This window comes from Leuconostoc sp. UCMA20149 (genome assembly GCF_030400235.1).
GTDB lineage: Bacteria > Bacillota > Bacilli > Lactobacillales > Lactobacillaceae > Leuconostoc > Leuconostoc pseudomesenteroides.
Window position 1 is genome coordinate 23,354 of the sequence record NZ_VJYC01000010.1, and the last position, 25,186, is coordinate 48,539.

Consider the following 25,186-nt stretch of genomic DNA (forward strand, 5'->3'; position numbering starts at 1 on the left):
CCATGAATAACGTTCTTGAACTGCGCCAATTATGGCATATTATTCAAAAGCATTTTTTTGCGCTTATTTTTATGACTATTATTGGCGCTTGTGCTGGTTATGGTTTGGCTAAATTTGTTATTGCACCTACTTATAGTTCAGCTACTAGTTTGCTAGTTAACCGATCAGCTGATGATACAAGTACAGCCACAGCTAACTTATCTGATCAACAAGCTGATGTCCAGCTGATCAATACATATAAAAATTTAATTATTTCAAGCAACGTGTTAGGGACTGTTTCTGATAAACTAGAAAATCCAGCACCAATTGTCGTCCAGAAGGCTAAAGACGCTGTGTATGAAACACTTTCTGATGGCACACGACATGTAGTAACACCTGCCCAAAAAGAAATTACCAAACCTTCTAACAAAACAAAGTACCACCTTTCAGTTGATGAATTGAAAAGTATGGTCACGATTAGTAGTCAACAAAATTCACAAGTCTTTTCAATCAATGTTAAGTCCAAAGATCCAAAATTGGCCGCGGACGTAGCTAATGAAGTGGCTGATGTCTTTAAAGACAAAATCGGTGGTTTTATGAAAATAAATAACGTGTCAATTATAGATTCGGCCATAGCGAATAAGGAGCCCGTGTCGCCAAATACTAAGTTGTTCACATTAGCAGGATTGGTAGTTATTGGTGGATTAACTTTCCTTTATATGCTGATTAAAGAAGTGGCAGACACGACGATTAAGTCTCCAGATGAAGTCTCACAATTATTTGGTATGACTAACTTAGGTGTTATCGGTCATGTTAAGCCAGTCAAAAACTTTAGTATGGCGCCTTCAAGTAGTGCTGAATTTAAGGTAAACCAGAGTAGTGGGAGACAACGATCACGTTTGAGTCGTTTAGATCGGGATTAGAGGGTAGGAGATAATTATGAGTTTTTTTAAGAAACGATCAAGTGCCAGTAAAGATGATTGGTCTGTTGAAACAATGACGAAGGGTGCTAGATTAATAACAGCTGCTGAGCCAAAGAACCCTGTATCAGAACAATTTCGCTCTTTGCGAACTAATATTGAATTCACCGCAGTATCTAGAGGGGAAATCAAAACATTATTAGTCTCTTCAGCGTTACCATCTGAAGGCAAGTCAACAGTAACTGCCAATTTAGCAATTGTCTACGCACTGCAAGGAAAGAAAGTATTATTAGTTGACGCTGATTTGAGACGCCCAACTGTGGCGGTCTCTTTTGGCTTAAATCGTAATTCAACTGGGTTAACGAATTACTTAGGCGATAAATATAAAATAATCAGTGATGTTGTTCATCATACTGCTATGGATCATTTGGATGTGATAACTTCAGGTCCAATACCGCCTAACCCAGCTGAATTATTGGGTTCAGATAGAATGACTGAATTAGTGACTCAGCTCAAGTCACAATATGATTTGGTTATTTTTGATGTACCACCATTTTTGGGGGTAACAGACGCACAAGTCCTTATGTCTATAGTTGATGGTGTGGCGATAGTTGTGAATGGCGGTAAAACCAATAAAGACGCCTTGCAACGAACAAACGAAATTTTAAAAATTGCTGAAGCACCTATATTAGGATTTATATATAATGATCAAAGCCGTAGAAAGAAAGGGAGTTCAGGCTATGGCTATGGATACGACTATGGTTATGGAGATACCAAGTCGAAATAGTTGATTAATAGGGAGAACAGAGAGAAGAGGAAGGGTTTTTGGTATACAGACGGTTTTTGAAACGTTTTTTTGATTTACTGTTAGCAATATTTTTATTCATACTTTTACTTTTACCCTTGGTGACTATTGCTTTGATTATAAAGCTCACATCAAAGGGTCCCATATTATTCATTCAAGTGCGTTATGGTCGCAATTCACGGCCGTTTAAATTATATAAATTTCGTTCAATGACTGATTCAGCACCACAAATTGCTAATTCAAAGTTCACAGATATTCAAAATTATATTACGCCTTTCGGTATGTTTATTAGAAAAACATCACTCGATGAATTGCCACAGTTGTGGAATATCATTAAAGGAGATATGAGCTTCATTGGGCCAAGACCAATGGCCATTACTGATATAAAAGTCATTAAGTTGAGGAAGAAAAATGGTGGGGATTCTGTTCTTCCGGGTATTTCGGGATTAGCACAAGTTAATGGAAGAAATAATCTTTCTGATGAAGATAAGGCAACTTATGATGCAAAATATGCTGCACACCTGAGTTTCATAGTAGATATGTTTTTAACGGTACAAACGGTTTTTTCTGTATTAAAGCGTGAAGGTGTATTTAAAAAGGCAGGAACAATTAGTGAAGACGTACAGCATAATATTAAGTAGGGTATTCTTTGGATCTAGTCCTGCAAATCAAATTTTAGGTAAAATGAAAATTATATTCAAGATAATGTAGGGACTTATAATTTTTTATAAAGTGTAATTTAAATTTGGCTATTAAACAATTGAAATAAAACGATTATGAAAGTTGTTATTAGTACTTTTACAATGAAGTATAATTGGAGAAAAATCTATGAGAGAAGATATTGTGAGTATTATAATGCCAAATTATAATACGGCTGAGTATGTGGAAAATTCGATTTGGTCAGTTTTAAATCAGACGTACGGAAATCTTGAATTGATAATTGTTGATGATATGTCCTACGATAATTCGAAAAATATTATTAAAAAATTAGCAATGACTGACTCAAGAATAAAATTAATTTGCTTAAATGAAAATAAGGGAGCTGCTAATGCACGCAACCTGGGAATTGATCTTGCAAAGGGAAGATATATTGCTTTTATTGATAGTGATGATATTTGGGCCTTTAATAAGCTGGAGAAACAATTAAAGTTCATGAAAGATAAAAAAATTTCATTTGTGGCTTCATATTATGATTACATTGACTATACTGGCAAAAGGTTAAATCGTATAGTTAGAGGCAAAATCACTAGAAATTATTGGGATTTACTAAAAGACTGCCCGGGGAATTCCACGATTATATATGACTCACAAATACTAGGTAAGACCTTCGTCCCTTTGATTAAAAAAAGAAACGATTATCTAATGTGGATCAACGTTATTAAAAAGGCCAAATTAATTTACGTCATTCCAGATATCTTAGTACATTATAGGATCCGATCTAACTCATTATCTTATAATAAAAAAGATTTAATTAAATATCATTGGAGAATATACCGAAACTATGAAAAAATTAATGTTTTTAAGTCAAGTTATCTTATTTTTCATCTTGTTCGCAAAGGTGTTATTCGTAAATTGTTGATGAGTATCAAACAAATGTTCAGGCTAGAGAGGAATAAATAATGATCCGTATACTGCACTTGCCAGGAACAGTTAGTCTAAAAAATGGACGCATGCACGTTATTATGAATATCTATAGAAAAATTGATAAATCGAAATTTCAATTTGATTTTTTGGTAACTGATATGGAAGAAGAGTCATTTATAGATGAGATACATAGTTTAGGTGGCAAAGTTTATACCGTTCGTAAAAATCAGAGAAACAATTTTTTCATATTATTTAGAAAACTGCAGAATGTTTTAAAACAAAATGATTATAAAATAATACATTATCACGCCACATCCCAATGGGGGACAGTTCTTTTTGGATTGAAGAAAACCAATGTTGAACAAGTAATTATTCATAGTCACGCAACTGTTTATAGTGATTCAGTAATTAAGTCGATTCGTAACTTTATAATGAGTTTGCCAATATTTTTTTCAGGAACTAAATTTATTGCAGTAACCTATGAAGCAGGTAAAGGAATTTTTCTTCGTAAAAAGTTCAAAGTTATTCCAAATTCTATTGATACAGAAAAATTTAAATATAATGAGCAAAATAGACAAATTGTGAGGCAGCGTATTAATATCAAAAATAATGCTATTGTGTTGGGGAATGTTGGTCGTTATTCTAAACAAAAGAGTCAACTTCGGCTCATTGAAATTTTTTTTGATATCTTAAAAATGGATACCAATAACACATGGATTCTACTATTAATAGGACAGGGAAAATTAAAAAAACAATTAATGGATAAAACTTCACAGCTTGGTATAGAGCATAAAGTTATACTGTTACATACACAATCCGATATTGATCAGTATTATTCCGCTATGGATATCTTTTGTTTCCCATCAACATATGAAGGATTCGGCATGGCTGCCCTTGAGGCTCAATCGAACGGATTACCTGTTGCCTTGAGTGATGTGATTCCAGATGCAGTTAAATTTGAAAATTCATTTGAACTGAGTCTTTCAGATTCAAACAAAGATTGGGCCAGAAAGATTATTGAAATATCTAGATATACAGTAAAAAGAAGCGATGGAAAGCTTCTGATAGAAAAAGCACACATGGATAGCGCCAATGTAGTTCGACAGTGGGAAGAAATGTATATTCTGTCTAATTATGGAAAGTGAGGGAAAACTACTTGAAAGTTTACGCAATGTTTTTTTTAATCACAATAATTTTCGGATTGAGTTGGCATTATAAGACCAAACTAATCGATAATATTATGCTGTTTCTATTGGTAGGCTACTTGTTTATAATTACTGGCTGGAGAAACTATGCAGTTGGAACTGATACGATTAATTATGTTTCTTTCTTTAACTATTTTGGATCATCAGTGAATGATATTAACTTTTTTGATTTAGTCGGAATGGTACATGCGAGATTTGAGTATGGATATATTTTGTTAAATAAAATAGTATTTTATTTTACAAACAATCCTCGTTGGCTACTTATTATTTTTGCATTCATTAGCTACTATGTATTGTTTTTATTCATCAAAAAGTTATCCATTGACTCATATTTATCGGTAACAATGTTTGTTTGTCTTGGATATATGGCTATGACTATGAACACAATGCGTCAAGGAATAGCTATGGCTTTCGTTATGCTTGCCTACATATCCTTATTAAAGTATCACAGTTCACTTTTATGTATTGTCTTTGTTTTTTGTGCATTTTTATTTCATAAGACGGCATTATTTTTTTTAGTAGTGCTTATTTTCAAAAATTGGCAATATACCAAAATAAACGTTGTCAGGATAATGATAATTTCACTGGTAATTGCTGCTATTTATGGGAAGTTTGAGAATGTAATTAATCAGATTAATTACACCGATTATGCTAATTCTAACATAACTTCCGGCTATCTAGGTATTATTTTAAATATAATGCTATTGATTTATTTTTTAGTTGTTGGTTACATTGCTAATAAACATGGTAGCTCTAGTTTATTGACAAAGTATTATTCGCAAATCAACCAGAATATTCTGCCTATACTTATTATCACTTCAATAGGTGTATATGTTATTTCTTTCAATTTTTCACAGCTTACTAGAATTGCATCGTATTTTGAACTAGCTGCCATCATCTACGTTCCTAATTCTCTGAAAGAGATAAAAGATAATAAGCTCTATACCTTTTTGAAACTTTTAACCTATATTATCTTATTGATTTATTTTTTTGTTATATTACTTTTAAGGCCCCATTGGACTAATATAACACCTTATATTTTTGGATAAATAGTATGAAATGTTTTATACTTGGAGATGAAATGAAGAAAAAACCGTTAGTTTCAATAATTGTTCCTATATTCAACGTGGCAAATTATTTATATGACTGCTTAGCAAGTATCAGAAACCAAACATTTAATGACTTTGAAGTTGTGATGATTGATGACGGGTCGACTGATCAGAGTAACCTTATTTGCGAACAATTTTGTCAATTGGATTGTAGGTTTATATTACACACTCAAAAAAATGCTGGACTTTCGGTTGCAAGAAATAAAGGAATACAATTTTCCAGTGGTGAGTTCATTTTATTTGTTGATCCAGATGATATGTTAAATGAGAAGTTACTTGAAAAAACAACGAACCTATTAATCAAATATGGTACAGACATTGTTAGTTTTGGATATCTTACGTTAAACAATGATAAATTGCTAGAATCATCATATTCTGGACCTGACTTAGGAAAAATAAATTCAAGTATTGCACTAAAAAGTTTATTTAGTGGACAGTTTGGTAATTATGTATGGAAGCTTTTGGTAAAAAAAAGTATATACAAAAAAAATCGAATTAATTTTCCTCAGGATAGACAGTTTGAAGATGTAGCCACAACTTACAAAATATTGGGATATGCAAGAACAATATATTTTACTTCCGATAGACTATATATCTATCGTCAAAGAAAAAATTCTATTACTCACATGCACTCAGATAAAGATTTACAAGATATGTTGATAACCTTTAATGAAATAGACTTGTTTATAGATAGAAATTTTTCTAGTTTAAAAAGTATATTATTAAATTATGAGTTTAACATGATTTTTATGCTCATTACTCGAATGGGTGGTTGGGACACTGATATTTTAAATGTTTTTAGACCATTAAAAAGAAATCAAAAAAGGTATATTATCGATGCAAAAAAAACTTTAAAAAAAATATATCGTCATAAAAAAAATAGTAAACTGAATAAGAAAAAACAATGGATAAAGTTCTTTTTATTGAATCTGAAAGTGTTTCCTATTTGTATTGCAATAAAGTCCAGTTTAAAGAGAGGATGACGCATGTATTCAAAAATAAAAGTATTACATATAGGTATGACGCCAAATTTTGGTGGGGTTGAGGCTTATGTAATGAATCTTTACCGTAATATTGATAAGAGAAAGGTACAGTTTGATTTTATTGATTGGTATGCAAATAAAAACATAGCTTATACAGAGGAAATTAAGCGATTGGGAGGGAAAATATATAAGATTCAATCTAGAAGAAGGTCTCCAATTTCAAATTTTAGCCAACTCAATAGTATTATTAGACAAGGAAATTATCAATATATATATTATAATGTGAACTCACTGAGCGATACTACGGGAATGAAAAGTGTTTTAAATTTAAGCAACACAAAACTCATTGTTCACGCACACAATGATCATATTGAGTTGAATAAACCGTTCACGCTAATTTTCCATATGTTGCATAAATACTTTATGAAACAAAATATAATAAGATTAGCATGTAGCGACAATGCAGGAAAATGGATGTTCGGGAATAACCAGTTCACAGTAATACCCAATGCAATTGATGTTGACAAGTATAAATTTAACGCTGACGTACGCTTATCGTATCGTAAAAAAATTTCAGTTGGCTCTAAGACAGTGTATGGATGTGTGGCTAGATTTTCTCCACAAAAAAATCATGATTTTTTGATAAAAATTTTCTCTGAAATATATCGGAAAGATAATGATAGTTTATTATTACTTATAGGGGATGGGCAACTCAAGAAGAATCTCAAACAACAGGTGGAGAATTTGAACTTAAACAGTGCCGTAAAATTTTTAGGAATGAGAGGTGATATTAATAATTTATTACAAACTGTAGATGTTATGATAGCTCCGTCTTTGTTTGAGGGGTTCGGAATTTCAGTGCTTGAGGCGCAATGTGCAGGAGTGTCATGCTATGTTTCAGATGCATTTAATGACGAAGTGATGCAAACACCCTTAATAAAAAAGGTTCCATTAAGTCAGAGTGCAGAGCAATGGGCGAATCAAATATTACTAGGGCAGAAGAATGTTAAAGAATCAAAAAGAAAATCACATGATGTTGAAATAGAAAAGAATGGTTATAGTACAAATTCGATGGTAGTTAAGATGGAACAAATTTTTGATGATAATTTGAAAAATAAAGAGAATAATTGGTGAACTGTTTTTGAAAGAATTAAAATTTTTGAAAAACTAGTTACTCTAAATTAATCATTTTGATTTATTTATTCAGACTTAAATCGGTTAAGCAGCTTTCTTTTGCAATTAGCAATAGCGACGGAAGTGTGGAGGAAATATTCTATTTCTACCCTACTTGTTTGCAAAGAAAATAAAAGGTTTATATTATTAAAGGAGATAAAATGAAAATTGCGGTTGCAGGTACAGGATATGTTGGATTGTCATTAGCTATTTTATTGGCACAGAATAATGAGGTAACTGCTGTTGATATTAATACAGATAAAGTGGCTATGATAAATCAAGGTATTTCTCCCATCCAGGATTATGAAATATCCGAATTTCTATCGAAAAAACAATTGAATTTAGAAGCAACGGCCAAAGGTATGGAGGCCTATAGAGATGCAGATTTTGTCATTATAGCTACTCCCACTAATTATGATCCTGCAACGAATCATTTTGACACCACCGCTGTGGAGTCGGTAATTAAAGAAGTTCTTGAAGTTAATACGAGTGCATTGATGATTATAAAATCTACAGTTCCAGTTGGGTTTACAAACCTTGTCAAGGAAAAATACAATATTAATAATATTATTTTTTCTCCAGAATTTTTGCGTGAGGGTAAAGCTCTATATGATAATTTACATCCCTCAAGAATAATTGTTGGAGAAGATTCAAAAAGAGCTCGCCAATTTTCAAATTTATTAGCTAACGGCGCACAGGAAAAAAAGATACCACAATTGTTCGTGGATAGTTCAGAAGCCGAAGCCATAAAACTTTTTGCTAATACTTATCTAGCCATGAGAGTAGCCTATTTTAATGAATTAGATACATACGCTGAGATTCGTGGCCTAAATACAAAAAATATTATCGATGGTGTTGGATTGGATCCACGTATTGGCAATCATTATAATAACCCTTCGTTTGGATATGGAGGATATTGTTTACCAAAAGACACAAAACAATTACTTGCTAATTTTGAAAATGTTCCCAATAACATTATTAAAGGGATAGTCGATTCAAATACGACACGTAAAGATTTTGTAGCTAACCAGATTATCAATCGGAATCCTAATACAGTGGGTATTTATCGTCTAACAATGAAAGAAGGTAGCGATAATTTTAGGGCGTCTTCAATTCAAGGTGTTATGAAGCGTATTAAGGCGAAAGGAATTAAGGTTGTGGTTTATGAACCAACGCTAAAAGTGAATGAATTCTTTAAATCAGAAGTTATATCTGATTTCGGCCAGTTTGAGTCAAAATCAGATATAATTATTGCCAATCGTTGGGACAGTATGCTCGCAGATGTAAAACATAAGGTTTACACAAGAGATTTGTATAAAAGAGATTAATAAGTGTAATTGTTATAAAATATAATATTGTATGGATTGAAGGAGATTTGGGAGTGAAAGTTTTAAAAAACTATATGTATAATATGAGTTATCAGATTCTTTTACTCATCGTTCCATTGGTTACCATGCCTTATATTTCTAGAGTACTTGGCCCAAAGGGGTTAGGGACATACGCTTACACAAATTCTGTGGTGTCATATTTTCTACTATTAGGTAGTTTGGGTATTACGTTGTATGGTAGCCGCCAAATTGCCTACGTGCAAGACAATCGAGAAAAACGATCAAAGTTGTTTTTTGAAATAACTATTTTGAAATTACTTACTACTTTATTTTCAGGAATACTTCTAGCTAGCTATTTATTTATGTGCAGTGAATTTAGAGTATTATTAATTGCTCAATCATTAACATTATTTGCCAATGTATTTGATGTCTCCTGGTATTTCATGGGTGTCGAAGATTTTAAAAAAAATGTTATTCGTAATGTTATTGTAAAGATAGCTTCACTAATTTTGATATTTTCATTTGTTCGTACCAATAGGGACTTATTGTTATACATCATTATAATCGGTGGATCTACTTTAATCGGTAACATAGTATTAATTCCATTTTTAATCAATCAGGTTGAATTTTTTAACATAAAAAATTTAAATGTTATTCAACATTTAAAACCGGCTATATTACTTTTTTTACCTCAAGTTGCCACCCAAATTTATTTGGTTGTGAATAAAACAATGCTTGGACAAATGGACTCAGTTTCGGCCGTTGGTTTTTTCAGCTCTTCTGATACTTTGGTTAGATTAGCTCTTACAATTGTTTCATCATTATCTGCGGTGTTAATGCCACGAATTGCAAATTTAATAGCTGAAGGAAAAACAAAAAGCGTTGAGTATTATATGAATCAATCATTTGAATTTATTAATGTTTTGGCATTGCCGTTAATGATGGGATTAGCAGCAATATCTTCTACGTTTGTACCACTATTCTTGGGTGCAAAATTTAGTGTAGTAGCTCTATTGGTTATAATGGAGAGTCCTGTCATTCTGATTATTTCATGGAGCATAGCCATTACTAATCAATACTTAATACCTTCAAGAATGAATCGAGAATACATTATATCAACCATATTAGGAGCTCTTAGCAATGTGTCTTTAAATGTTATTTTAATTAGTAATTTTGGTGTTTATGGGGCAATTATTGCTACATTCGTTAGCGAATTAATTGTTATGGTATATTTGGTATATAGCATAAGGAAATACTTAAATGTTACAGCAATGTTATTTTCAAATTTTTACAAATATGCGGTGGGGAGTTTTATAATGTTTGGAGTTACTCGGACACTTAGTCACATACTACCAGCGACAATTGTTTCAGTGATTTTGGAAATTTTTGTGGGTATTGCTACATATTTTATAACACTTTTTCTGTTAAAAGCCGATATTTTGCAAAATTGGAGAAACTTCTTCCACGAATAATATAGTGAAAAATTTAAAATTGATTCTATAATTATACACAGAAGTCAATAAGTTGAACGATTTTTTATTTAGTTAATTAGGTGACATTTGAGGTAGGTACGATTGCTATTATAAAAATTAATATACCAACCAATGGCTGCTTGGACTTCAGTTAATGCTTGGTATGCCTTCAAATAAACCTCTTCACGCTTCAATATTGAATGAAACGCTTCCATACGCAACGCATTATCGTACGGATGTCCTTCGAGTGAATAAGAATGTTTCAAGCCATAATTTTGACATTTAATATTAAATTCAGCACTCGTGTATTGTGGCCCCATATCTGAATGAATAATGAGTGGCCTTCGATGCTTATCTAACGCCATCTGTAAGGCACTTGTGGCTAGCTCGGCTGTCATTGCATCGCCAATTTTATAGCCCAATACTTTTCTCTTCTCAGGATCAAAAATGGTCGCTAAATAGACCCATCTGTGATTAGTCAACTGAATATAAGTGATATCTGTTTGCCAAACACCGCTCAAATCATGCAAGTGTCTAATCAAATTGGGTTTTTGAGCAACCGTCACAACAGTTTTGGGTTTGCGATAACGTTTTTGCATGCGGGATTTAATCCCTAATTCACGCATCAATTTGAGTGTCATATACTCAGATACTTTCGGACCGTCGGTTTGTTGACTATAAGCAGCAATACGACGATAACCATAAAATTTAAAGGTTTTCCAAACGTCTAAAATATAAGGCTTTAGGCATTCTCTACGCTTTTCTTGTCGACTGGGTTGCCAATGGCGCCAGTTGTAATAGGTACTAGGTTTGATTTTAAGTGCATTTAAAATACGCACAAGCGCCTAGCCTTGTGCTAAAAATTGGTTAACAAGCGGCAATCCCACATTACGGACTATTTTTTGTTAGTAAGATGGCCGCTCAATGCCTGTCAGGCTATGCGTGATAAAATTTCGTTTTCTTCCTCCAAAATAGCGAGGCGCTTTTCTAATTGCTTGACCCCAATAGCAATAGAATCTTTTGAAGGTCCAAATTCCTCTGCCAATGATTTAAGTGAACGTCCTTCTTGGTGAAGTTTAACCAGTGAATCTTTAAAATCTTGTGAATAACGAATTGGTATAAAAATACGCCTATACCTTCATTTTACGGACTGAATAAAAATAGTCCATTTTTTATTATAAGAGCATTTTTCAGTGGTGCGCAGCCGTTGGTTAATTAATGCCATCCATCATATGTACACCTTGCTATCGGAAGTGATTGTTTGGTTGGGGAAAAGTCGGGGAAATTGTCTTATTTTGTAGTTATATCAAGAGATGGTATAATAATAAAGTTATATTTACGACTAGGAGATGAACAATGCCGATTAAATTAATTGCTTCTGACATGGATGGTACATTCTTAACTGCTAATGATATGTATAATCAAGCACGCTTTGAGCGTGTATTGTCAGAGATGACCAAACGGGATATGAAGTTTGTGGCGGCGTCTGGACGTCAAGTCAAAAATTTGCAACAACTGTTTGCACCGACCATTGCCAAAGGGTATGCATTAGACTTTGTTGGCTCAAATGGTGCGGTTGTTGCGACGAGTGAACAACAACTTTATTCAGTTCATTTATCGGCGGAACAATTAGCCAAAGTCATTGATTGGAATGCAAAAAATCCAGAATCTGCTGAAAATATTATTATTATGACAGGCGATAATGCGACCTATGTTTCTAATCATGCCACTGGCCCTGTGGCTAAAATGGTGTTTCAATTCTATCCAAACGTCAAACAAGTTGAAAAATTAATGGCGGTTGATGACCACATCTTAGAAATTACTTTTGTATGGCCAAATGATGAAGTACAACAACATGTCGCTGCGCTACGTGAAGTTTTTGGAGATGAGCTACATGCTACGGGTTCTGGTTTTGGCTCAGTGGACGTTTTAGGGCGTGGTGTTGATAAGGCAACGGGACTGCAAGTGCTGCAAGACTACTATGATGTTTTGGATGATGAAGTGATGGTCTTTGGCGATAATGGTAACGATTTAGAGATGCTGACTAAATATGAAAATGGTTTTGTGATGCCTAACGCTGAAGCGTTTATGCAAGATGCTGTGACAAAAAAAGCCGCTGACGTGAATGTCAACGACGGTGTATTGAAAACAATCGAAAATTATTTAGGCATTTAATTAACATTTTTTGGTGATCCAAAGCGATTAATCAAGATGGTAACAGCAACACCAATGAAAGTATCCACAATTCGTTCAAAAACATAAACAATAGTGGCACCGGCTGGAATATTTAATGAAATCATTAGCAAAGCAGCCATGGCACCGATTACGCCACTATTGTAATCGAAGCCGTCAAGCAAAACAATTGCGACAATGACCAATAGTGGTAGTAGAATCATCGAAGTCCATGGGGCATGGTTAGTTTGTTCACGTACGATAAAGTAAATGAGCGCGAAACCACCACCAACCGTGTTTGATATTAGCCGTACTTTAGCAAAGTTAAGGGTTTTGTCCCAACTTTCTCGTAAAGCAAAAACTGCCGCTAAAGCAGCTACAAACGGTGGCCGATTAAAAAAGTAAAAAGATGTGATAATGATCATAACAGCGAAGGCTGTCTTTAGTGTTCTTAAACCTAACCGAAATTTTCCTATTTGCATAAATTTCTCCAATGAATATTTTGTTATTTTATCACAACTTTGTGATACTATCTAGGTAGGTTGTTTAGACAATCAAAACACGCTCTAGAAAGGAATGACAAAATGTCAAACCCAACCCTTGATTTATTGAACCAACATATGTCGATACGTGCCTTCACTGATGACCCCGTGACAGACGAACAGGTTCAAGAAATTTTTCATGCAGCTGTCGCTGGACCAAACATGAATAATTACCAACCGGTAACCTTCATTGAAATTACTTCACAGAAGCTGAAGGCGGAAATTACTGCTCAGGTGGGGATGAAATATATTGAAACCGCTACGCGTTACTTTGTTGTCGCAGTGGATTACAATAAAGACCTCATCGGATTGACGCCAGAAGAAAAAGCGTTAGCTGAGGAAAATATAAAGCGGTATAATGTGCTTGAAGGTGGCATCATTAGTGCTGGTATTGCGTTAGGACGTGCGCAAGTCGCTGCTGAATCACTTGGATTAGGAAGCGTGACCATGGCCGGCGCTTTAAAAGCTTTTGAGCTTTATGAATCAGAACTCAACCTACCTAAGTATGTGAAAGCAGTTATGGGATTCTCAATTGGTTATCCGGCCCAAGACCCTGGTATTAAACCAAAGCTTGATTTAGACGGTGTTTTGATGAAAGATGGTTATCATCAAGAACAAATGGTTGAGGCAGTGATGCGATATGATAAAATCATGACGGATTATTATGCGCAACGTGGTGTGACTCGTTCGTGGATTAGCAACAATGTTAGAATGCTAACAGCCAATCGTGACACATCTGAATTGACACAATACACTCAAAATAAAGGCTTTAATTTAAAATAAGTTTTTATTTAAATTAAAATGAAAGCGGTTACAAAATGACATTAGTAATATTAGAAGCAGCCTTACACGATAAAATTTGGGGTGGTACGGCCTTGAAAGATTTTCATTTTCCTATTAAAGGCGATCACGTTGGTGAAGCTTGGGCTATTGCCGCCCATAAAAATGGCGAATCAATCATCAAGGATGGCCCATTTGCTGGACAAACCTTAACACAATTATGGCAAGATAATCCCAATCTTTTTGGTGGTCATGAGGCCAATGAGGCCTTTCCGTTGTTAATTAAAATTCTTGACGCGCACCAAGATTTATCGATTCAAGTTCACCCAAACGATACACAATCACGTGAAAAATACGGCAAAACTGAATGCTGGTACATTTTAGATGCGACCCCAAATGCTAAAATTTATTATGGACATTATGCGCAAAGTCGTGATGAACTAAAGGCGATGGTTGAAAAAGAAGATTGGGATCATATGCTTCGAACTGTTCCTGTTAAAAAAGGGGACTTCTTCTATGTTCCCGCTGGCACTTTTCATGCGCTGGGAGCAGGAATTGTCGCTTTAGAAACGCAACAAAGCTCCGATACAACGTATCGCTTTTATGACTTTGACCGTGTTGATGCCACGACAGGACAAAAGCGTGATTTGCAGATTGCCGATGCACTCGATGTTACGACTGTGCCACATCATGATCCTGTTTTAAAGCAAACAACCACTATTGTTGATCAAACGATTGTGACGCGATTGGTAACCTCTGTGAAGTTTACTGTTGAGAAACTATCTGTTCGTGGTTTATCAATGTTTAATTTGGCACATCATTATGAATTATTCACGGTTATAGATGGTGCAGGCCGTGTTAACGAGACTGCTGTCAAAAAAGGTGACAGTTTTATTCTTTTTGACGATGAAGCAATATCTTACGCATTAGATGGCGACATGACAATCATTAAAAGTTTTGTCACGAAAGACGATAATCCAGATCAACGATTTTAAATGTAAACATGCTGAAAGGATTTTATGAAAGTTATTCTACTTTTTTGTAAACAAATATGAAAGCGTTTACTTTTTTGCTCTGATACATTATAATATGATTTGTAAACAATAACTAAATTGTTATTGTGTAAGCGTTTACAAAATGGTTTCATTTCGCTATAATCATTAAGTAAACAATTTATTGAGAAGGAGATTTCCTAATGGTTAATTTGATTATTGCCAGCCATGGGGACTTTGCAAAAGGCATTTTGATGTCAGGATCAATGATTTTCGGTGAGCAAGAAAACGTTGAAGTTGTGACATTCCTACCTAATGAAGGCCCTGATGATTTGGATCAGCACTATCAAGAAGCATTGTCGAAGTTTAACAATGATGATGAAGTGCTGTTCTTGGTTGATTTGTGGGGTGGTTCACCCTTTAATCGTGCCAGCCTGATTCAAAAGCAAAACCCAGATAAAATGGCTATTGTGTCAGGATTAAACCTGCCAATGCTAATTGAGGCCTACGGTGGGCGTTTGAGTCAAACAAAGGCTGCGGATTTGGCTAAGTATTTGGTGCCGGTAGCTCGTGAGGGTGTTAAGTCTGTACCTGAGTTCCAAGAAGCTGCACCAGCTGCAAGTAAAGAAAAGTCAACTGTTGGTCTTAAAGAGGGTCACATTAATATTAAGTTGGCTCGCTTGGATACACGTTTATTGCACGGTCAGGTTGCTACTGCTTGGACACCTGATTCAAAGGCAAACCGAATCATTGTTGTTTCTGATGCAGTTGCTAAGGACGAATTGCGCAAGAGTCTTATTCAACAAGCGGCGCCTAATGGTGTCAAAGCAAATATTGTGCCAATCAGTAAAATGATTGAAGTTGCCAAGGACGATCGATTTGGTGGTGTTGATGCTTTCCTTTTGTTTGAGACAGTTGAAGATGTCTTGAGAGCTGTTGAAGGCGGCGTACCATTGAAATCACTTAACGTCGGATCTATGGCCCATTCAGAAGGAAAAACAATGGTCAACAAGGTTTTGTCAATGGATAAGACTGACGTTGCTGCTTTCGAAAAGTTACGTGATCTAGGTGTTGAATTTGATGTCCGTAAGGTACCAAATGACAGCAAATCTAACTTGTTTGATTTAATCAAGAAAGCAAATGTTAAATAACATTAAAATGTTTAATTAAGAAAGGTGTCTAAATATGTCTACTATTGCGATAATTTTAGTCGTAATCATTGCCTTCTTTGCAGGGTTGGAAGGTATCTTGGATCAATTTCAGATTCATCAGCCGCTAGTATCAGCGACTTTGATTGGTTTGGTTACAGGTCATTTAACAGCCGGTATCATCTTAGGTGGAACCTTGCAGATGATCGCGCTTGGATGGGCTAACATCGGTGCCGCTGTTGCGCCCGATGTTGCCTTGGCCTCTGTTGCATCTTCGATCATAATGGTCAAAGGTGGCGACTTCTCTGGAACAGGAATATCAGTTGCCGTTGCGACAGCTATTCCATTGGCTGTTGCTGGATTGTTCCTAACAATGGTCGTGCGTACTATTGCCGTTGGATTAACTCATGGTGCCGATGCGGCTGCCAAAGAAGGTAAGTTCCGTACCATTGAAAGTCTTCACTTGTTTGGTTTGCTATTACAGGGATTGCGTATTGCTATTCCTGCCGCAATTTTGATCGCTGTGCCTGCCGCAGCCGTTAAGAGCGCTTTGACATCAATGCCCGAATGGCTAACTGGTGGTATGGCCATTGGTGGTGGTATGGTTGTTGCCGTTGGTTATGCTTTGGTAATCAACATGATGGCTACGCGTGAAGTTTGGCCATTCTTCGCTATTGGTTTCGCGTTGGCTGCGGTTAGTCAATTGACTTTGATTGCTCTTGGTGCCATTGGTGTTGCCATTGCTTTGATTTACATCAACCTATCAAAGATGGGTGGTAACGGTGGCGGTTCAAATGGCGGTGGTTCGAATGGCGGTGACCCAGTCGGCGACATCTTGAACGAGTACTAGAAGGGAGCAACATGATGGCTGCAGAAAAAATTGAATTAACGCAAAAAGATCGTTTGTCAGTTGCTTGGCGCTCACAGTTCTTGCAAGGTTCATGGAACTACGAACGTATGCAAAACGTTGGTTGGGCTTACGCCATGATTCCAGCGATTAAAAAATTATATAAGTCAAAAGAGGACCGTGCCAGCGCATTGAAGCGACACTTGGAATTCTTTAATACACATCCCTATGTTGCTTCACCAATCATTGGTGTGACATTGGCATTGGAAGAAGAACGTGCCAATGGTGCGCCAATTGATGATACTGCGATTCAAGGTGTTAAGGTTGGTATGATGGGACCTTTGGCCGGAATTGGTGATCCAGTCTTCTGGTTTACTGTACGACCAATCCTGGGTGCCTTAGGTGCTTCACTTGCCATGACTGGTAATATCCTTGGTCCCATCTTATTCTTCGTTTTGTGGAACGTTATTCGTATGGCATTCTTGTGGTATACACAAGAATTTGGTTACAAAGCTGGAAGTGCTATTACACAAGATTTGTCTGGTGGTTTGTTGAAAGACATCACTAAGGGTGCTTCGATTCTTGGTATGTTCATCTTGGCTGTTTTGGTTGAACGTTGGGTATCAATTAAGTTTATCCTAGAATTGCCTGCTAAGAAGTTAGCAAAAGGCGCTTATATCAACTTCCCTAACGGACCAGTCTCTGGTGAGCAGTTGCAAAAGATTTTAGGTGAACAAGCGTCAGGTTTGTCATTGACAAAGGTTGTCCCTAACACGTTGCAAGCCAATTTAGATAGTTTGATTCCTGGATTGATGGGATTGCTGTTGACATTCTTGGCAATGTGGTTGTTGAAGAAAAAGGTATCACCAATCGTGATGATCATTGGTATCTTTATCTTTGGTATCGCAATGCATGCCTTCCACATCATGTAAAAATTTTGACAAAAAGTGCTCGCCTTATTGACGAGCACTTTTGTCAGTACATACGTTTAATGGAGTAGATTATGGTACAATCTTTAAACAAGACAGCAGAATTAACAACTCAGGGTATTTCGTATCTAGGTATGGGTGCAAAGTACGGACACTTTTTAATTGGCGATCAAGCTTTCGAATTTTTTAATGAAAATAATGTCGCTGATTACATCCAAATTCCATGGGCCAATGTTAAGGCTGTTTATGCACAAGTCAGCAAGACACACATAGGGCGTCGTTTCAGGGTAACCACTGACAGTGGAAATTTTGATTTTTCCGCAAAAGAATCTGGCAAAGTACTTAAAATTATGCGAGAACATCTTGGAGATGAAAAAGTGTTGCGCCAGCCGACGCTGTGGCGCAGTGTGTTGGCGCGCTTTAAGAAACAAAAGGACGCTTAAGACGTCAGTAGGACACTAGATGAAGCAATTACAAAAAAGTCAAATTATACGATATTTTACGATTATTCTAGCCTTAGAAATTGTGGCTGTTAGCATTAACTTCTTCTACGCGCCGGCAAAGGTTGCTGCAGGTGGCGCCACAGGTTTTGCTATTTTGGTCAATGAATTAACCGGCGTCGATCGTGCCATTACGGTATTAGTAGTTAATATGATCATGATTGTTTTGGCGGCAATCTTTTTGGATCGTGGCACCACAGCCCGCATTGCGTTGGGCAGTTTTTTATTACCTGTTTTACTGAAAATTACACCTAGTTTTCAAATTCTAACAGATCGTACCTTAGCTGTTTTGGTTGGTGGCAGTATTTTTGCTGTTGGTGTCGCACTTTTGTATCGTATTGATGCTTCGAGTGGCGGTACAGCTGTTCCACCGATGATTCTAAAAAAATACTTTCGTATTACACCAGCCTTGTCTTTACTAGCAATTGATACAGTAGTGTCATTAGGTAATTTAGTGACGCAAGGGCTTGAAGCGCTTATTTTAGCATTGTTTTCATTGGTAATCACGGCGTTTGTGATGAATTATATTGAGACAGGTTTAGACCGACGCAAAATGGTTTATATTACGACTAATGAGCGAATTGACGAATTAAAACAGTATTTGCTAGATGGGGACAAGGGTTTTACGATTATGGATGTTAGAGGCGGTTACATGGGTGATGGCCGAGAAATGTTGATGGTTGTCTTGGACAATCAAGAATACAATCATTTTCTACGAGGCATTCACGAGGTTGATCCCGAGGCGTTCACAATTGCGTATGACATTAGTGAAGCGCATGGCGGTACATTTCTTTAAAGGTATGAATTAGCCATTCATGTCTTTTTTGTTTTTTTATGAATATGCTAAGATGTTTAATGAGGAAAAAACATTATGAAACCCGAAATTACATTTTTGACTACTGACGACATTGCACAAGCAACAACGTTATATATTGACGTATTTTCGAAGGCACCTTGGTGTGAGCAGAATGACTATGACGATATTTTTCGCTATATCACACGTCTTTTACAAATGAATACTAATCGCTGCTATGTTTATAAAAAATCTGACCATATCATAGCCATGGCACTAGGGTATGTGAAACCTTGGCATTTGGGTGTTGAATATCAGTTGGATAATTTTTTTGTTGATGCGAACTATCAAGGACAAGGCGTTGGAACTGAATTACTCGCTTCAATCAAAAATGATTTGATAAAAAATGATATTCCTGCCATTATTTTAGAGACAGAAAGTCATACGCCGGCTGAAAAATTTTATCGGCATAATGGTTTTGATATGTTATCGGCGCAACGGTCACTAACATTAACTTGTCAACTAATTTCATAACTGTTGACCATAAAATGACATTTTTATCATTGATACTGCAATCTTAATAAAAAATGTGATAATATAAAATCACGTGTGAATTTTTTAATTTGGGGATTGAGGGTCATGATATGTCATCTTTTAAATGTATAATTTGTGGTATTATCAGTGCAACTTTATTTGGTATTAGTGGCATACTGGCTAGTATTTTATTTCGACAAGCGACGGTGGCACCAGAATGGCTAGTGGGCGTTAGAATGTTGTGTGCAGGTGCGATTTTACTTTGTGTGCTGACTTTCTTTACTAAAGAGGCTGTTTTTTCGGTTTGGCGGCATAAAAACACAGCATTTTTGATCATTTTGTTTGGTCTTTTTGGTGTTTTGCTGGCGCAATCAAGTTTCTTTTTGTCGGTTTATTATGGGGATGCAGCCACAGCAACAGTGTTGCAATCACTCGGACCGGCGATCATTGTTGTGTTGATGAGTATATTTAGTAAACGGTGGCCATCGCGCGTTGAGTTTGTTGCGATTGTTTTGGCATTATTGGGTGTCTTCTTGTTAGTAACTAATGGTGACATTAACCATCTGAAAATCAATCCAAGAGCACTTTATTGGGGTATTATATCAGCGTTTGGTTTGGTAGGGTATACCTTGATCCCAAAACCGCTGTTACATCAAACCCCACCTTTAGTTATTGTGGGTTGGGGATTATTAATAGGTGGACTGGTCGCTAATTTCATACATCCAGTGTGGCATATTTCGAGGGCTGTTGACTGGCAAGATTTCTGGATTGTTCTCGCAATTGTTTTATTTGGAACGTTGATACCGTATGCACTGTACGTCATGAGCCTAGCAGGTCTAAAACCATCGTCTGCTAGTTTGCTGGGCACGATTGAACCGTTAGTAGCAACGACCTTGTCGGTGACATTACTAGGGACTCACTTGAGAAGCTTGTAGTTGATTGGCATTTTACTCATTTTGTCAACGATTTTGTTGATTAGTTTACCGCTCAAAAAAATATTTACCAATAGAATCATAACTCGTGGGTGATAAAAAGACCGACGAGTTTTTTATTTAAAAATAGACGTTGAATTTTGATATTTTCAATCAAAAAATGTTGACATTTGCAACCAGCGTGATATACTAATAGTTGTAGTTAGCACTCACATATATAGAGTGCTAAAGCGAAAAAAATCTCGGAGGTATGAATCCATGTTGAAGCCATTAGGTGATCGTGTGATTATTGAAGTAACGGAAGCTGCAGAACAAACTGTCGGTGGGATTGTGTTGGCAAGTAATGCTAAAGACAAGCCTGTTACTGGCAAAGTTGTAGCTGCGGGAACGGGTTATGTCTTGAATGATGGCACAATTCGCGATTTGACAGTTAAAGTAGGCGATGAAGTCTTGTTTGATAAGTATGCAGGGCAAGAAGTGTCATTTGAAGGACAAGATTACTTGTCACTTCATGAAAAAGACATTGTTGCAATCGTTGAATAATAATCAAATCAAAGGAGATAGTTAAATCATGGCTAAAGAATTAAAGTTTTCAGAAGACGCACGTTCTAAGATGAAGGCCGGCGTTGATAAGTTAGCTGATACAGTTAAAACAACAATTGGACCTAAAGGTCGTAATGTTGTCTTAGAGCAATCTTATGGTGCACCAACCATTACTAACGATGGTGTGACAATTGCTAAGGCAATCGAATTAGAAGATCACTTTGAAAATATGGGCGCTAAGTTAGTTGCTGAAGTTGCTTCAAAAACTAACGACATCGCCGGTGATGGTACAACAACAGCCACAGTTTTGACGCAAGCTATCGTTGGTGAAGGTCTGAAAAACGTGACGGCAGGTGCTAATCCTGTTGGTATTCGCACTGGTATTGAAAAAGCAACGGCGGCAGCAGTTGCCAAGTTGCACGAAATGTCACATACGGTCAACACTAAAGATGAAATTGCCCAAATTGCTTCAATTTCAGCTGCTAATGAAGAAGTTGGTCATTTGATTGCTGAAGCAATGGACAAAGTCGGCAACGACGGTGTCATTACAATTGAAGAATCAAAGGGTATTGAAACAACATTGGACGTTGTTGAAGGTATGCAATTTGATCGCGGTTATATGTCACAATACATGGTTACTGATAATGACAAGATGGAAGCCAACTTGGACAATCCATATATCTTGATCACTGACAAGAAGATTGGTAACATTCAAGACATTTTGCCAGTTTTGCAGAGTGTCGTTGAACAAGGTCGTGCTTTGTTGATCATTGCTGACGATATTACTGGTGAAGCATTGCCAACATTGGTTTTGAACAAGATGCGTGGTACATTCAACGTTGTAGCTGTAAAAGCACCTGGATTTGGTGACCGTCGTAAGGCGCAACTTGAAGATATTGCCATTTTGACTGGTGGTACAGTAATTACCGATGATCTTGGTCTAAACTTGAAAGATGTTACAATCGAACAACTCGGATCAGCTGCTAAGGTTAATGTTACTAAGGACAATACAACTATTGTTGAAGGTGCTGGTGATAAGCAAGCTACAGCAGAACGTGTGGTAACTTTGAAACAACAAATTTCAGAAACAACTTCTGACTTTGATCGTGAAAAGTTACAAGAACGTTTGGCAAAGTTAGCTGGTGGTGTTGCCGTCATTAATGTTGGTGCGGCCACAGAAACTGAATTGAAAGAACGTAAGTATCGTATTGAAGATGCTTTGAATGCGACACGTGCTGCCGTTGAAGAAGGATTCGTTGCTGGTGGTGGTACAGCCTTGGTTAACGCCATTTCAGCTGTTGAGGCATTGTCTGAAACTGGTGATGTGCAGACTGGTATTAACACAGTGATTAAGGCGCTTGAATCACCAGTTCGCCAAATTGCTGAAAACGCAGGCTTGGAAGGCTCAGTCATTGTCAACAAGCTCAAAGATCAAAAAGAAGGCTTTGGTTACAATGCTGCTACTGACGAGTGGGTTGATATGATTGCTGCTGGTATCGTTGATCCAACCAAGGTAACGCGTTCAGCTTTGCAAAATGCCGCCTCAGTGTCAGCTTTGTTGCTAACAACTGAAGCAGTTGTTGCAGAACAACCTAAAGAAGAAGCACCTGCAATGCCACAAGGTGGTATGCCAGGTATGATGTAAGGACATATTTAACAGCAACCCGTAATGGGGTTGTTTTTTTATTTGAAAAAAACTTGACAAGTGTATCTAATAGATATAATATATTGGAATGGATATATCTATTAGATACACAAGGGGTGCTTTATGTATGAACTATATATTTTAGGTCAGTTGCTATTCACGGACCGCTCAGCATATAAATTACGTTTTGTCTTGGAAAATATTTTGGGCGCTCATCGAAAAGTTAGTTTTGGTGTTTTGTATCCCTTGCTGGACAAGATGAAAGCTGCTGGAACAATTGTGATGACAGATGATCTTGATTGGCGTGGCAAGAAAAAAATACATGTCACGTCCGCTGGGAGAGCTCGTTTTGATGAATTAATGAAAGCGCCAGTACAACAAAATGCGCATTTAGACGATGTTTATTTATTTAAATTATCTGGCTTGGAATTGGTTGATGAACAATTGGCACATCAAATCATCAATGATTTTCGTTCGGAAAAATTAGCGCAACGTGATGGTTACAAGGATCATTTGGCTGATTTAGAAAGTCGACATGCAGGCGCCTCTTTTTTGCCCTCTGCGCGAAGATTGAATCAGTTGCAAATTGATTTAGCCAACACATATTTAGAATATGTCGACAAGATTGAAAGTGAGTTAGAATAATGCAAAATTCAGGACACGAAAAAACAAACCCTAAGCGCTGGTTAGCGTTAATTGCAATTTCACTTGGGGTGTTTATGGCTTTGATTGACACGACAGTTGTCAATGTTGCTTTACCTAGCATTCAAACGAGTTTGAATGCATCATATTCTGATTTACAATGGGTCATTTCCTCTTATACAATTGTTTTTTCAGTCTTGTTGTTAATTTGGGCAAAACTGGGTGATTTATACGGTCGCAAATTGATGTTTATGATTGGACTAGTTATCTTCACGATTGGTTCTGGGCTTGATGCTGCATCAACGACCATTGGCATGTTACATATTTTCCGTGCAATCCAAGCTATTGGTGGATCTGCACTCATGTCACTATCATTTGCTTTAATTGGCACAAGTTTTGATGGCAAAGAGCGTGGTATTGCTTTGGGCATTTTGAGCTCAATTATTGGTCTTTCAACTGCTTCGGGTCCACTGTTAGGTGGTTGGCTTGTTGATGCGTTTTCATGGCAATCTATTTTCACAATTAATTTGCCGGTTGGCGTCGTAACATTGATTTTGGCATGGCTTTTCATTTCTAACAAACAGGTCCATCATGCTAGTGGCCGAGTCGATTTTTTGGGTATGCTGTTATCTGCTGGGACAATTTTTTCTTTGGTTTTTGGCTTGGTTCAAAAGGAAATGCACACTAATTGGGGTTGGGGTGAGCTTCAAGTGGCTGGCTACTTGGCAGCAGCTGTTATCTTGTTTGCATTGTTCATTTGGCGACAAAAGACTGCTAAAAATCCCATGATGGATTTGAGCATGTTCAAATCATCTTCATTTACAGGTGCAGTTATTATTGCATTTTTCTTGGGTGCTGGTTTGTATGGCTTTTTTGCTTACCTTTCTACCTTTATGCAAAACTATGTCGGCTATACAGCTTGGCAAACTGGGTTGCGTCAAGCAACTATATCAGGTTTCTCACTGATTTTAGGACCAATCGCTGGTATGTTGACAAATCGTTTACGACATGGCTATATGCTGGCATTTTCAGCCTTCTTTATAGGAATTGGCTTGTTTACCTTGAGCGCATTGACGAGCGAGACAGCGACATTTGCTGATTTCTGGCCTGCATTTATTATTATTGGTATCGGAGGTGGCTCGATAAATCCGCCAATGACAACAGCGGCGATGTCGTCGGTCCAACCTTATCAAATGGGAATGGCTTCGGGCATGATTTCGACTTTCATGCAAGTTGGGGTTAGTTTTGGTGTGGTGTTCCAAGGATTGCGATTGGCCGATGGCTATCAAACAGGGTTGACACATCATTTTGTTACTTTAAGTCATGTACCGAATGCTATCATCACGGCATTACACAAAGTCTTGGTTGAGGCAGGACCGTTTTCTGGTCATGCAATTATTACTAGCAAGCGTGTTTTAGCTACACCTTATGCTCATGAGTTAGAATTAGCTGTTCGACAAGCATTTGATTATGGTTTCATCAATGTTACACGTTTGGATGCGATTCTGTTGATTATTGGTGGTGTTCTCGCTGCAATTCTGATCAAAACAGGTGGCAATAATCCTTCATAATGGTACAAAATAAAAACACGGCATACCGGATGATGAACACCCGATATGTCGCGTTTTT

The 25,186-nt window shown here is 36.7% G+C and carries 26 protein-coding genes; 24 read left to right on the plus strand and 2 right to left on the minus strand.

Going from position 1 to position 25,186, the window contains the following annotated elements:
* Nucleotides 1–2 precede the first annotated feature (2 nt).
* The 10 genes from FF105_RS08155 to FF105_RS08200 all read left to right on the plus strand — a co-directional run bounded on the left by FF105_RS08155 (nt 3) and on the right by FF105_RS08200 (nt 10,558).
* On the plus strand, nt 3–902 hold the full coding sequence (locus FF105_RS08155; protein WP_290046609.1) for a YveK family protein: 900 nt from the start codon (nt 3–5) through the stop codon (nt 900–902).
* A gap of 16 nt (nt 903–918) precedes the next feature.
* Nucleotides 919–1,686, plus strand: a complete 768-nt coding sequence (locus FF105_RS08160) for a CpsD/CapB family tyrosine-protein kinase (RefSeq protein WP_290046611.1) — start codon at nt 919–921, stop codon at nt 1,684–1,686.
* 56 nt (nt 1,687–1,742) lie between these two features.
* Entirely contained in the window at nt 1,743–2,345 is a 603-nt protein-coding gene (locus FF105_RS08165; protein WP_290046632.1) for a sugar transferase, read from the plus strand.
* A gap of 187 nt (nt 2,346–2,532) precedes the next feature.
* Entirely contained in the window at nt 2,533–3,324 is a 792-nt protein-coding gene (locus tag FF105_RS08170) for a glycosyltransferase family 2 protein (protein ID WP_290046612.1), read from the plus strand.
* A 17-nt stretch (nt 3,325–3,341) separates the two neighbouring features.
* Nucleotides 3,342–4,433, plus strand: coding sequence for a glycosyltransferase (locus FF105_RS08175; protein WP_290046613.1), 1,092 nt, complete (start codon nt 3,342–3,344; stop codon nt 4,431–4,433).
* A gap of 11 nt (nt 4,434–4,444) precedes the next feature.
* Nucleotides 4,445–5,542 (plus strand): EpsG family protein, encoded by a 1,098-nt coding sequence (locus FF105_RS08180; RefSeq protein WP_290046615.1) that lies wholly within the window; start codon nt 4,445–4,447, stop codon nt 5,540–5,542.
* Between the two features lie 32 nt (nt 5,543–5,574).
* Nucleotides 5,575–6,585 (plus strand): glycosyltransferase family 2 protein, encoded by a 1,011-nt coding sequence (locus FF105_RS08185; RefSeq protein ID WP_290046617.1) that lies wholly within the window; start codon nt 5,575–5,577, stop codon nt 6,583–6,585.
* 3 nt (nt 6,586–6,588) lie between these two features.
* Complete coding sequence (locus FF105_RS08190) at nt 6,589–7,719, plus strand: glycosyltransferase (RefSeq protein ID WP_290046619.1); 1,131 nt, start codon at nt 6,589–6,591, stop codon at nt 7,717–7,719.
* Nucleotides 7,720–7,919: 200 nt separating this feature from the next.
* Nucleotides 7,920–9,086 (plus strand): nucleotide sugar dehydrogenase, encoded by a 1,167-nt coding sequence (locus FF105_RS08195; protein WP_259710935.1) that lies wholly within the window; start codon nt 7,920–7,922, stop codon nt 9,084–9,086.
* A gap of 53 nt (nt 9,087–9,139) precedes the next feature.
* Complete coding sequence (locus FF105_RS08200; RefSeq protein ID WP_290046621.1) at nt 9,140–10,558, plus strand: flippase; 1,419 nt, start codon at nt 9,140–9,142, stop codon at nt 10,556–10,558.
* A gap of 68 nt (nt 10,559–10,626) precedes the next feature.
* Here FF105_RS08200 and FF105_RS08205 read toward each other — a convergent pair whose 3' ends face one another.
* Complete coding sequence (locus tag FF105_RS08205) at nt 10,627–11,397, minus strand: IS3 family transposase (protein WP_290046623.1); 771 nt, start codon at nt 11,395–11,397, stop codon at nt 10,627–10,629.
* A 517-nt stretch (nt 11,398–11,914) separates the two neighbouring features.
* On the opposite strand from FF105_RS08205, the gene FF105_RS08210 reads away from it, so the two are divergent.
* Nucleotides 11,915–12,733 carry an HAD-IIB family hydrolase gene (locus tag FF105_RS08210; RefSeq protein ID WP_010291270.1) on the plus strand — a complete coding sequence of 273 codons (819 nt, stop codon included), beginning with the start codon at nt 11,915–11,917 and terminating at the stop codon, nt 12,731–12,733.
* Here the strand turns inward: FF105_RS08210 and FF105_RS08215 are convergent.
* On the minus strand, nt 12,730–13,212 hold the full coding sequence (locus FF105_RS08215) for an aromatic acid exporter family protein (RefSeq protein WP_290046625.1): 483 nt from the start codon (nt 13,210–13,212) through the stop codon (nt 12,730–12,732). The genes FF105_RS08210 and FF105_RS08215 overlap by 4 nt on opposite strands.
* A 102-nt stretch (nt 13,213–13,314) precedes the next feature.
* Here FF105_RS08215 and FF105_RS08220 point away from each other — a divergent pair, with 102 nt between their 5' ends.
* From FF105_RS08220 to FF105_RS08280, 13 genes are all read left to right on the plus strand, one after another.
* Nucleotides 13,315–14,055: a nitroreductase family protein gene (locus FF105_RS08220; RefSeq protein WP_010291275.1), complete on the plus strand. Its 741-nt coding sequence runs from the start codon at nt 13,315–13,317 to the stop codon at nt 14,053–14,055.
* A 35-nt stretch (nt 14,056–14,090) separates the two neighbouring features.
* On the plus strand, nt 14,091–15,047 hold the full coding sequence (locus FF105_RS08225; RefSeq protein WP_010291279.1) for a type I phosphomannose isomerase catalytic subunit: 957 nt from the start codon (nt 14,091–14,093) through the stop codon (nt 15,045–15,047).
* Between the two features lie 200 nt (nt 15,048–15,247).
* On the plus strand, nt 15,248–16,195 hold the full coding sequence (locus FF105_RS08230; RefSeq protein WP_010291280.1) for a mannose/fructose/sorbose PTS transporter subunit IIA: 948 nt from the start codon (nt 15,248–15,250) through the stop codon (nt 16,193–16,195).
* Nucleotides 16,196–16,229: 34 nt separating this feature from the next.
* Nucleotides 16,230–17,042, plus strand: coding sequence for a PTS mannose/fructose/sorbose transporter subunit IIC (locus tag FF105_RS08235; RefSeq protein WP_010291281.1), 813 nt, complete (start codon nt 16,230–16,232; stop codon nt 17,040–17,042).
* Between the two features lie 14 nt (nt 17,043–17,056).
* Nucleotides 17,057–17,971 (plus strand): PTS system mannose/fructose/sorbose family transporter subunit IID, encoded by a 915-nt coding sequence (locus FF105_RS08240; protein ID WP_010291284.1) that lies wholly within the window; start codon nt 17,057–17,059, stop codon nt 17,969–17,971.
* Nucleotides 17,972–18,042: 71 nt separating this feature from the next.
* The gene (locus FF105_RS08245; protein ID WP_010291286.1) at nt 18,043–18,411 is read left to right on the plus strand and encodes a DUF956 family protein; all 369 of its coding nucleotides are present in this window, start codon (nt 18,043–18,045) and stop codon (nt 18,409–18,411) included.
* A gap of 19 nt (nt 18,412–18,430) precedes the next feature.
* Nucleotides 18,431–19,264, plus strand: coding sequence for a YitT family protein (locus tag FF105_RS08250; RefSeq protein ID WP_010291288.1), 834 nt, complete (start codon nt 18,431–18,433; stop codon nt 19,262–19,264).
* 75 nt (nt 19,265–19,339) lie between these two features.
* Nucleotides 19,340–19,795 carry a GNAT family N-acetyltransferase gene (locus FF105_RS08255; protein ID WP_010291291.1) on the plus strand — a complete coding sequence of 152 codons (456 nt, stop codon included), beginning with the start codon at nt 19,340–19,342 and terminating at the stop codon, nt 19,793–19,795.
* 110 nt (nt 19,796–19,905) lie between these two features.
* Nucleotides 19,906–20,730: an EamA family transporter gene (locus FF105_RS08260; protein ID WP_290046627.1), complete on the plus strand. Its 825-nt coding sequence runs from the start codon at nt 19,906–19,908 to the stop codon at nt 20,728–20,730.
* Nucleotides 20,731–20,985: 255 nt separating this feature from the next.
* Nucleotides 20,986–21,270, plus strand: coding sequence for a co-chaperone GroES (groES, locus tag FF105_RS08265; protein WP_004914841.1), 285 nt, complete (start codon nt 20,986–20,988; stop codon nt 21,268–21,270).
* A gap of 28 nt (nt 21,271–21,298) precedes the next feature.
* Complete coding sequence (gene groL, locus FF105_RS08270) at nt 21,299–22,915, plus strand: chaperonin GroEL (RefSeq protein ID WP_010291294.1); 1,617 nt, start codon at nt 21,299–21,301, stop codon at nt 22,913–22,915.
* A 123-nt stretch (nt 22,916–23,038) separates the two neighbouring features.
* A complete protein-coding gene (locus FF105_RS08275; protein ID WP_010291295.1) occupies nt 23,039–23,560 on the plus strand; it encodes a PadR family transcriptional regulator in 522 nt (173 codons plus the stop codon).
* Nucleotides 23,560–25,128 (plus strand): MFS transporter, encoded by a 1,569-nt coding sequence (locus FF105_RS08280; RefSeq protein ID WP_010291296.1) that lies wholly within the window; start codon nt 23,560–23,562, stop codon nt 25,126–25,128. Before FF105_RS08275 ends, FF105_RS08280 begins: the two co-directional genes overlap by 1 nt.
* Nucleotides 25,129–25,186: the final 58 nt, after the last annotated feature.

Coding starts and splice junctions, on each gene's coding strand:
- FF105_RS08190 (WP_290046619.1), top strand. CDS start 6,589: ATGTATTCAAAAATAAAAGTATTACATATAGGTATGACGCCAAATTTT.
- FF105_RS08185 (WP_290046617.1), top strand. CDS start 5,575: ATGAAGAAAAAACCGTTAGTTTCAATAATTGTTCCTATATTCAACGTG.
- FF105_RS08240 (WP_010291284.1), top strand. CDS start 17,057: ATGGCTGCAGAAAAAATTGAATTAACGCAAAAAGATCGTTTGTCAGTT.
- FF105_RS08170 (WP_290046612.1), top strand. CDS start 2,533: ATGAGAGAAGATATTGTGAGTATTATAATGCCAAATTATAATACGGCT.
- FF105_RS08220 (WP_010291275.1), top strand. CDS start 13,315: ATGTCAAACCCAACCCTTGATTTATTGAACCAACATATGTCGATACGT.
- FF105_RS08195 (WP_259710935.1), top strand. CDS start 7,920: ATGAAAATTGCGGTTGCAGGTACAGGATATGTTGGATTGTCATTAGCT.
- FF105_RS08225 (WP_010291279.1), top strand. CDS start 14,091: ATGACATTAGTAATATTAGAAGCAGCCTTACACGATAAAATTTGGGGT.
- FF105_RS08160 (WP_290046611.1), top strand. CDS start 919: ATGAGTTTTTTTAAGAAACGATCAAGTGCCAGTAAAGATGATTGGTCT.
- groL (WP_010291294.1), top strand. CDS start 21,299: ATGGCTAAAGAATTAAAGTTTTCAGAAGACGCACGTTCTAAGATGAAG.
- FF105_RS08155 (WP_290046609.1), top strand. CDS start 3: ATGAATAACGTTCTTGAACTGCGCCAATTATGGCATATTATTCAAAAG.
- FF105_RS08280 (WP_010291296.1), top strand. CDS start 23,560: ATGCAAAATTCAGGACACGAAAAAACAAACCCTAAGCGCTGGTTAGCG.
- FF105_RS08250 (WP_010291288.1), top strand. CDS start 18,431: ATGAAGCAATTACAAAAAAGTCAAATTATACGATATTTTACGATTATT.
- FF105_RS08230 (WP_010291280.1), top strand. CDS start 15,248: ATGGTTAATTTGATTATTGCCAGCCATGGGGACTTTGCAAAAGGCATT.
- FF105_RS08215 (WP_290046625.1), bottom strand. CDS start 13,212: ATGCAAATAGGAAAATTTCGGTTAGGTTTAAGAACACTAAAGACAGCC.
- FF105_RS08255 (WP_010291291.1), top strand. CDS start 19,340: ATGAAACCCGAAATTACATTTTTGACTACTGACGACATTGCACAAGCA.
- FF105_RS08260 (WP_290046627.1), top strand. CDS start 19,906: ATGTCATCTTTTAAATGTATAATTTGTGGTATTATCAGTGCAACTTTA.
- FF105_RS08210 (WP_010291270.1), top strand. CDS start 11,915: ATGCCGATTAAATTAATTGCTTCTGACATGGATGGTACATTCTTAACT.
- FF105_RS08245 (WP_010291286.1), top strand. CDS start 18,043: ATGGTACAATCTTTAAACAAGACAGCAGAATTAACAACTCAGGGTATT.
- FF105_RS08235 (WP_010291281.1), top strand. CDS start 16,230: ATGTCTACTATTGCGATAATTTTAGTCGTAATCATTGCCTTCTTTGCA.
- groES (WP_004914841.1), top strand. CDS start 20,986: ATGTTGAAGCCATTAGGTGATCGTGTGATTATTGAAGTAACGGAAGCT.
- FF105_RS08275 (WP_010291295.1), top strand. CDS start 23,039: ATGTATGAACTATATATTTTAGGTCAGTTGCTATTCACGGACCGCTCA.